7 protein-coding genes are annotated in these 7,506 nt (G+C 69.7%); 6 read left to right on the plus strand and 1 reads right to left on the minus strand.

Annotation, left to right across the window (positions count from 1 at the left end; all coding sequences use genetic code 11):
• Positions 1–75: 75 nt before the first annotated feature.
• From AB0M73_RS38015 to AB0M73_RS38030, 4 genes are all read left to right on the plus strand, one after another.
• Positions 76–1,224 (plus strand): histidine kinase, encoded by a 1,149-nt coding sequence (locus AB0M73_RS38015; protein WP_363901742.1) that lies wholly within the window; start codon positions 76–78, stop codon positions 1,222–1,224.
• Complete coding sequence (locus AB0M73_RS38020; protein WP_255360965.1) at positions 1,221–1,877, plus strand: response regulator transcription factor; 657 nt, start codon at positions 1,221–1,223, stop codon at positions 1,875–1,877. The genes AB0M73_RS38015 and AB0M73_RS38020 overlap by 4 nt, the downstream gene beginning before the upstream one ends.
• 9 nt (positions 1,878–1,886) lie before the next feature.
• The gene (locus AB0M73_RS38025; RefSeq protein WP_363901746.1) at positions 1,887–2,456 is read left to right on the plus strand and encodes a DUF6886 family protein; all 570 of its coding nucleotides are present in this window, start codon (positions 1,887–1,889) and stop codon (positions 2,454–2,456) included.
• 69 nt (positions 2,457–2,525) lie between these two features.
• Positions 2,526–3,446 (plus strand): DJ-1/PfpI family protein, encoded by a 921-nt coding sequence (locus AB0M73_RS38030; protein ID WP_363901748.1) that lies wholly within the window; start codon positions 2,526–2,528, stop codon positions 3,444–3,446.
• 4 nt (positions 3,447–3,450) lie between these two features.
• Here the strand turns inward: AB0M73_RS38030 and AB0M73_RS38035 are convergent, their stop codons facing one another.
• Complete coding sequence (locus AB0M73_RS38035) at positions 3,451–3,855, minus strand: hypothetical protein (RefSeq protein WP_363901751.1); 405 nt, start codon at positions 3,853–3,855, stop codon at positions 3,451–3,453.
• A gap of 55 nt (positions 3,856–3,910) precedes the next feature.
• Here AB0M73_RS38035 and AB0M73_RS38040 point away from each other — a divergent pair, with 55 nt between their 5' ends.
• The gene (locus AB0M73_RS38040) at positions 3,911–4,387 is read left to right on the plus strand and encodes a helix-turn-helix domain-containing protein (protein ID WP_363901753.1); all 477 of its coding nucleotides are present in this window, start codon (positions 3,911–3,913) and stop codon (positions 4,385–4,387) included.
• 402 nt (positions 4,388–4,789) lie between these two features.
• The gene (locus AB0M73_RS38045; RefSeq protein WP_363901755.1) at positions 4,790–7,375 is read left to right on the plus strand and encodes a right-handed parallel beta-helix repeat-containing protein; all 2,586 of its coding nucleotides are present in this window, start codon (positions 4,790–4,792) and stop codon (positions 7,373–7,375) included.
• Positions 7,376–7,506: the final 131 nt, after the last annotated feature.

The raw sequence follows: 7,506 nt of genomic DNA on the forward strand, positions 1-7,506 counted from the left end.
CATTGTCCCCCGAGGGAGGGACTCGGCATCAGGGGTGACTGACGCATGATCGGTGCCGAACCCAGGGGAGGGACGATGCTGTTGTCCGTGCGCGACACGTTGGTGCGTCAATCGCTGCTGGTCAGCGGCCTGTGCGTGCTGGCGGACGTCGGCTATGTGATCTACGCGGACTGCTTCCCGACCACCATCGCGCAGGCCGTGACCCTGACCTTGATCATCGGCGCCGACCTGTGCCTGGCCGGCCCGGCCCGGCTGTCCGGCTTCGTCGCCGTCGCCCACGGCCTGATCCGGATGCTCGCCGTGCTGGCGATCGGGCCAAGCGCAGCCGGCAACACCGCCGGCCTGATGATCGCCGGCTACCGCGCGGGCGCTTGGCTGCGCGGCAAGCCGGCGTGGCTCACCATGGTCGTCACCACCGTGGCCATCGGGCTGTCGCGGTACATGGCCAACGGCTTCAACAACTGGCCGATCATCCCGCTGGTGATGGTGGAGAACGGGCTGCTGCCGTGGCTGGTCGGCCGCTACACCACGACCCGCCGCGCCTATCTGGCCGAGCTGGAGCAGCGGGCCGAGCAGGAACGCCGCGACGCCAAGGAAGCCGTGTCCAAGGCGGTCGTGGAGGAGCGGGCGTCCATCGCCCGGGACCTGCACGACGTCATCGCCCACCACGTCAGCGCGATCAACGTGCATGCCGGCGCGGCCCGGCTGATCATGGCCGGCGACCAGCAGAACGCCAAGGTCGGCGCGTCCGTGACGGCGGTGGAGAGCGCCGCCCGCTCGGCCATGGTCGAGCTCCGGCACCTGCTCGACCTGCTGCACGGCGACCGCGGCGGCAGCGTCCGCCAACCCGGCCTGGACAACATCGACGAGCTGTTCGACGGCGTGCGCTCGGCCGGCCTGCGGGCCACGCTGGAGATCACCGGCCAGCCCCGTGACCTGCCGGAATCCCTGGACATCGCGTTGTATCGGATCGCGCAGGAGATGCTCACGAACGCCTTGCGGCACGGCGACGGCACCGAAGTCGCCGTGCGCCTCGACTACGGGGAGACCTCGCTCGTGCTGGCTGCCAGCAATCCGATGCCGACCGGCGCCCGGCTGTCCGACGGCGCGCACCGCGGCCTGGCCGGCATCGCCAACCGCGCCACCCTGTTCGACGGCGTGGCCAGCAGCGGCCCGTCGGCCGACGGCCGGACCTGGCGCACCGCGGTGGTGTTTCCCCTATGACCGTCGAGGTGTTGCTGGCCGATGACCACGCGATGTTCCGCTCGGGGATGCGCGCGATCCTCGACACCCAGGAGGAGTTCCGTTGCGTGGCCGAAGTCGGCGACGGCAGCGCGGCCGTCGCGGAGACGCTGCGGCTGCGGCCGGACGTGGCCGTGCTCGACGTGCGGATGCCGAAGATGGACGGGCTGGCCGCCACCGAGGCGATCCTGGCCGCGCCCGGCAACCGCACGAAGATCATCGTGCTGACCACGTACGACCACGACGAGTACGTCTACCGGGCCCTGCATGCCGGGGCCAGCGGCTTCCTGCTCAAGAGCCTGCCGCCGGAGGAGCTGATCACCGCCGTGCGGGTGGCCGCCCGCGGCGACGCCCTGATCGACCCGTCGGTCACGCAGCGGCTCATCACCCGCTTCGCCACGGCCGTCGCGCCGCCGTCCGAACCGCCGGCGTTGGCCCAGCTCACACCGCGTGAGCGTGAGGTGTTGCAGCTGCTGGCGGCGGCCGACAGCAACGCGGAGATCGCCGCCAAGCTGCACGTCGGCGAGGAGACCGTGAAGACCCACGTGTCGCGGATCCTGGCCAAGCTGGGACTGCGGGACCGCGTGCACGCCGTCGTCTACGCGCACCTAAATGGACTTGTGCGGGGTCAATAGCCTGGTCGGATGCGACCTGAAGAGGGACAGGTACTGCACTTCTCCGAGGACCCGACGATCACCGTTTTCGAGCCGCACGTCGCCGCGACGTCCAAGCACGCCGAGGCCTACGTCTGGGCCGTGGACCACGAGCGGGCGCCCGACTACTGGTTTCCGCGGAAGTGCCCGCGGGCGATGGCCTGGGCGCAGCCGTCCACGACCGAGGCCGACCGCCTGGGCATCATCGGCGATGAGCAGCGAGTTCACGCCGTCGAGTACGGCTGGCTGGAGGCCATGCGGACCGTCGAGCTGTACGCCTACCGGCTCTCGGCGGCAGACTTCGAGCCCTTCGGCGACTACTGCCACGTCTGCACGCGCACCGTCCGGCCGCTCGGTCCGCCCGAGCGCGTCGGCGACCTGTTCGCGCTGCACGCGTCGGCCGGCATCCAGCTCCGGGTGCTGCCGAACCTGTGGCCGTTCTGGGACCGGGTGACCATCAGCTCCCTGGCCTTCAGCGGCATCAGGCTGGCCAACGGCTGCCCACGCGGGCAAGCAGACCCGGTTTTCCAGTCAGAAACCGGATGCATCCGGTCGACATGACGGCTCGGAAACCACACCATCGCTAGCATCGCCGGACAGACCGGCCAGCGCTAGTTGAGGAGGCGTTCAATGCGCCGCGTGGTGTTCCTGGTGCAGCCGCAGGTGTACCTGCTCGATCTTGCCGGCCCCGCCGAGGTGTTCCACACCGCGCGTGACTACGGCCTGCCCTACGAACTGTCCTATGTGGCCGACGAACCCGAGATCGTCACCGCCGAGCTGCTGCCGGTGCGGTGCTCGACGACGTGGCCCACCTTGTCCCCCAACGACATCGTGATCGTCCCAGGGCGACAGTGCGCGACGCTGGAGGACATCGCCCCCAGCGAGCGGGCGCTGTCCATGCTGCGCTCGCACCACCGCCAGGGCGGCATGGTGGTCAGCGTCTGCGCCGCCACGGAGGCGCTCGGGCGGGCCGGGCTGCTCGACGGGCGGCGCTGCGCGACCCATCACCAGCTCCAGGACGAGCTGGCCGCGCGCTACCCGGCGGCCGAGGTCGTGCGGGACGTCCTGTACACAGTGGACGGAAATCTGGCCACGTCCGCCGGGATCGCCAGCGGCATCGACCTGTGCCTGCACCTGGTCGCCACCTGGCACGGCCCGACCATGGCCGGGCGCATCGCCCGGGCGCTGGTCGTGTACGCCCGGCGCAACGGCGCCGACGAGCAGGTCAGCGCCCTGCTGCGGCACCGCAGCCACCTGTCCGACCTGGTCCACCGCCTGCAGGACGTGATCGACGAGCGGTACACCGAGCCGCTGCGGCTGGCCGAGCTCAGCCGCAAGTTCGGGTGCAGCGAGCGCACCATCACGCGGCGGTTCCGCGACGCCACCGGCCTCACGCCGCTGCGCTACCAGCAGGCGCTGCGGCTGGAGCGGGCCGAGCACCTCATCTCCAGCGGGACGACGGTGGAGGGGGCGGCGCGGGCCGTCGGCTTCTCCGACTCCCGGACCCTGCGTGCCCTGCGGGCCGCCGCTCGGGTGGCGGCGGGCGTTTAGGCCCTCACGAGGCCAGGGCGAGGGCGGTCGTCAGCACGATCTCCTCGCCCTGGGCCTTGAAGGCCTCGTCGGAGGCCAGGTGCAGGACCGCCTCGGCGATCTCGTGCAGGGCGGTGGTGGCGTCGGCGACCACGTAGTTGACCCGGATCCTTTTCGGCTCCAGCTGCGCGGCCGGCGGGTGGGCGTCGGCTCGGCCGCAGAGGATGACCGTGCCGTTGTCGCGCAGGTGGGGCAGGGCGGCGGTCGCGTCCGTGACGGCGAAGACGATGTCGAGGCCGCCGAACCTGGCCGCCGCCTCCGCCGGCGTCGCCTCGGTCTCCACGCGGGCGCCTTCGCGGCGCAACACCGTGGCCACGGCCTTCGTCGCGGTGTGGTGGGCCAGGTGGGCGGTCTTGCCGGCCAGCTTCATCGCTCCCGGTCCTCCGTCTGAGTCTCAGATTGGAACCCAGAGTACACTGACCGCCGTGGACGACAGCACCGGGTTCAGCGCCGAGAACTGCTCCATCGCCCGCTCGCTCCAGATCGTGGGCGAGCGGTGGTCGCTGCTGATCCTGCGTGAGGCGTTCTACGGCCACCGGCGCTTCGAGCAGTTCCAGCGCCGCATCGGCATCGCCCGCAACCTGCTCGCCACCCGCCTGGCCACGCTCGTCGAGCACGGCGTCCTCGACCGGCAAAGCTACCAGGAGCCGGGGCAGCGCTCGCGGCACGAGTACCGCCTCACCGCCAAGGGCAAGGAGCTGTACCCGATCCTCGTGGCCCTGCTGGACTGGGGCGACCGCCACGCCGCCGACCCCGAGGGCCCCGCCCTGCTGCTGCACCACCGCGACTGCGGCGCCCCCGTCCACGCCGAACTCCGCTGCGACGCCGGACACGGCCACCTCGCCCCCCGCGACGTCACCGCCACCCCCGGCCCCGCCGCCCGCCTCCTCCCCACCGCCTGAACCCCCGCGAGTCCCGCTCTCCGGCACACCGAAATACGGTTTCAAGCACATTCGAATGCCACATGCGCTTCCCATGTGGCATTAGGCGTCACATGGGAAGCGCATGTGGCGTGGGCAGGCCGCCACGCGGGATGTCGTTGAGCGCGTCCAGGTCCCCGTGTCAGGCGCCGTGGCAGAGCAGCCGGGAGAACTCGCGGGCGAGGTCGTCGAGGTCGGAGCAGTGGGCGCGGTCGACGACCAGGACGGGGAGGTCGCCGCTGTCGTTGGCCACGGCCCGGCATGGCATCACGCCGGCCGGAACCCGACACATGAGTGCCCGAGAACGGGACTCGCGGATTTTGGCTCTCGCCGTGGGGGGCTGCGCCACCTATATTCATCGGACGTCTGTCCGATGGAGGTCTGATGCGGTTCGCCATCGTTGTCGCCGCGCACCTGGTAGCAGCCGCTACCGCCACGGGTGTGGCTGGGTACACCTCGGATGTTCTGCACGTTTCGCCCGATGGGTGGGGCAACTTATGCGCCGCTCAACTGCCCTGTGACCTGACCACGGCCCGCGACCGGGCCCGACACGAGCACGGTGACGTGGTCGTCGAGCTGAACGGGGGCACCTACCGGCTCACCAGTCCGTTCACCCTGGGCCCGCAGGATTCTGGCAGACCGGGGCACAGCGTCGTCTACCGGGCCGGCCCCGGCCAGCACCCGGTGCTCAGTGGCGGCAGCCGGGTCACCGGCTTCAGCAAGGTCGACGCGGCCAAGAACATCTACCGGGCCAAGGTGCCCAAGGGCGCCGAGAGTCGCGATCTGTTCGTGGACGGCAAGCGGGCCCAGCGCACGCGCAGCGCCGCCAACCCGGCCGGCTTCTCCACCACGGCAACGGGTTTCACCACCGCCGACGGCTCGTACGCCGCGTGGACCAACCAGAGCCAGGTCGAGGTGGTCAACGACAGCGGCTGGAAGCAGATGCGCTGCCCGCTGGCCTCGATCGCGAAGAACGCGGCCGGCGGCTCGGACCTCACGGTCGACCCGGGCTGTTGGAACAACAACCACAGCAGCGTGCCCAACCCCGGCTTCCCGTTCAACGGCGCGGGCCTGCCCTCGCTCAACGGCATCAGCTGGATCGAGAACTCCTACCAGCTGCTCGGCACACCCGGCCAGTTCTACCTCGACGGCGCGGCCGGTTACCTCTACTACGTGCCGCGCGCGGGCGAGAACCTGGCCAAGGCCGACGTCGAACTCCCCACCGCGCAACAACTTCTGGACGTCAGCGGCACGCCCGGGCACCTCGCGCCGCTCAACGACAGCGACTGGCGCGCCACCTACACCGGCAGCTGGGGCTATTCGAACGGTCGGCCGACCGGCGACCTCGGCGGCGACGTGCACTACACCACCACCGACGGCGACTCCTTCAGCTACACCTTCACCGGCACCGGCCTCCAGGTGCTGTCGGAGACCAACTCCGACGAAGGCGCAATCGACGTCTACGTGGACGGCGCCAAGACGCAGACCGTCAACGCCGCCACGCCGGAACGCCTTGCGCAGCAGGCGATCGTCAGCGTCACCGGGCTGGCCAAGGGACAGCACACGGTCAAGCTGGTCAAGGCCGGCGGGCAGTACATGCTCGTCGACGGCGTCACGGTGATCCCCGACGTCGTGAATCCCGTGCACGACATCACCTTCTCCGGCATCACGTTCGCCTATACGACCTGGAACGCACCCACCGCCGAGGGGTACGTCGACAACCAGGCGGGCGTGCTGTGGGATCCGACCACGCGGTCGCCGATCCGCATTCCCGCCGCCGTGCAGGTGCACCGCGGCCAACGCATCACCTTCTCCGACGACACTTTCCGTAACCTGGGCACCAGCGGCGTCGACCTCGCCGACCAGACCCAGGACTCCACGGTCTACCGCTCCACCGTCACCGACACGTCCGGAATCGGTGTCGCCGTCGGCGAGGTCGACGACTACTACCAGACCCAGGCCGCGCTGATGACCAGCGGAAACACCGTGTCCGACAACACGATCCAGTACGTCGGTCAGGAGTTCGCCGATTCCGTCGGCGTGCTGGTCGGGCACAGCCGCAACACCACGTTGTCCCACAACGACATCGGCTACACGCCGTACTCCGGCGTCTCCATCGGCTGGGGTTGGGGCTGGGCGTCGAGTTGCGATCTCCAGGCCAAGCAAGGCCTTTCGCAGCCGTGCGCGCACGGCAGCACCTACACCGGCGGCAACCACGTCGTCGGCAACCACGTGCACAGCGTCATGGGCGAGCTCAACGACGGCGGCCCGATCTACACCCTCGGCGGCCAGGCGTCGCAGTCCGAGTTCACTGGCAACGTGCTCGGCGAGTGCGTCAACGGCTGCAACGCCATCTACCACGACGAGGGCAGTTCCCTCTGGTACACGCACGACAACGTGGTGAAGTCGATCGGCGGCGCGCTGTGGCTGAACCTGTGGACGCCGACCATCCACGACGACAAGATCGTGGACAACTACACCGACACCGGCAACTACAACAACAACGGCACCAACATCACGCTGCAACCGTCCACTGTGGTCGCTGACCAGAACTGGCCGGCGCCGGCCAGGGCGATCCTCGCCGCCGCCGGGCCCGACACCCCGAAGTCCAAGCTGGTCGACGACGACGATCTGCGCGTGGCCTACATCGGCAGCTGGTCGTTCCAGGGCGGTCGCAGCTACGGCGACCTGAACGGCAACGTGCACTACAGCCAGCAGGACGGGGCGTCGGCGACGATCACCTTCACCGGCACCGGAGTCTCGTTCCTGACCGAGACCAACTCCGACGAGGGCAAGATCGGGATCACCCTGGACGGCGTGGCCGGGCCGGCGGTCACCGCCAACACCGCCACTCGCGGCGTGCAGCAGAAGGTGTACTCCGTCAAGGGATTGAAGCCCGGTCAGCACACCCTGACCGTCAGCAAGATCGACGGAACGTACTTCCTGGTCGACGGCTTCGAGCTGAGCTGACGCTCCCCTTATGCAGGGAAGGACGCCTTACCCTCGGCGCGCTGCGATCGCCGATCGATTGTCGGCAATTAAACACAAGCCTTGCACGAGCATTGCCGCGCCATCTGGATTCGAGACGCCGGACTGAGCGC

The sequence above is a fragment of the Kutzneria sp. NPDC051319 genome (assembly GCF_040682195.1).
Classification (GTDB): Bacteria; Actinomycetota; Actinomycetes; order Mycobacteriales; family Pseudonocardiaceae; genus Kutzneria.